This is a genomic window from Streptomyces sp. NPDC052101 (assembly GCF_040680235.1).
Taxonomy (GTDB): domain Bacteria; phylum Actinomycetota; class Actinomycetes; order Streptomycetales; family Streptomycetaceae; genus Streptomyces.
In genome coordinates, this window is sequence record NZ_JBFAWH010000178.1 from 1 (window position 1) to 1,026 (window position 1,026).

The following is a 1,026-nucleotide window of genomic DNA, read 5'->3' on the forward strand; positions in this document are numbered from 1 at the left end:
GGACGTCAAGAACTTCTACAAGGGCTTCCCGCGCGATGCCCACCCGATGGCCATGCTGTCCTCGGTCGTCTCGGCGCTGTCCACGTTCTACCAGTGGCGTGAGGGCGGCCCGCTCTCCGGCCAGCGCGTCAAGACGGCGGGCGCGATCGGCCGGCATCTGCGCCGGCAGAGGGAAGTCCTTGAGTGTGGTGCTGGTGAACTCATAGCGGTCGGCCCATGGGAGCTGCGAGACGCGGGCGCCACTATCCCCAACGGGATCGCCACCTTTGGGGTAGCTGTTCTGCTTGAGCCAGAAGCACGCCACGGAGGAGTTGAGCACGCCGAGCAGCGCGAAGTGGTCGTCCTCGGTGGCGCCGGCCGGCAGCTTGATGACCGGCGCGGAACGGTTGAAGACCTTCCCGCCGCGGTCCAGCACGAAGTGGTTGTGGGTCGCCACGAACGCGAACGCGATGGACAGCGGGGCCGTGTATCTCCGGGCGAAGAACATGGAGGGCTCGAACCACTCCAATCCGCGCTCCGACTTCACCTTTCCGAAGTCGCGCTGGTTCGTCAGGTGGGCACGGTTCGGCCACAGGTAACGTCGCGCGGCTTCCGAAGGATCGCGTCGTGTGCCGTCCGCCGAGTAGGGGAAGAAGGTGCGGAGATTATTGATGAGGGAGAAGTCCCGCACATCTTCTCCGATGACGACGGCGACCTGCTCGGTTTCAAATCCCCTGCGCCGGAACACGTCGATGCCAGCGAAATAAGCGCCATCCATCCCGCTTTTGACGCTAAGGCCAATATCGGGGTTGAGGCTTCCCAGTGTGGCGTGTGCTTTTTCGTCGAGCGTCGCCATCGCCTGGGGTGCGGAGCCGCCCTGCAGGCTCCACGGGTGCGTGGCGAGGGAAGCGCGGGGGACGTCGATCACGGAGACCCACGGGTCCTCGTAGCCCGGCTCGTCCACGTGACCGGCGATGGCACGCCACACCTTGCCCTCGGATGCCTCCGTGGGCCGGCCGGGCTCGCCCTGGATGCCCAGCACCGCAC

The 1,026-nt window shown here is 66.1% G+C and carries 1 pseudogene; it reads right to left on the minus strand.

Annotation, left to right across the window (positions count from 1 at the left end):
• Positions 1–1,026: pseudogene (locus AB0L75_RS44610) on the minus strand (SAM-dependent methyltransferase); the annotation flags it as partial.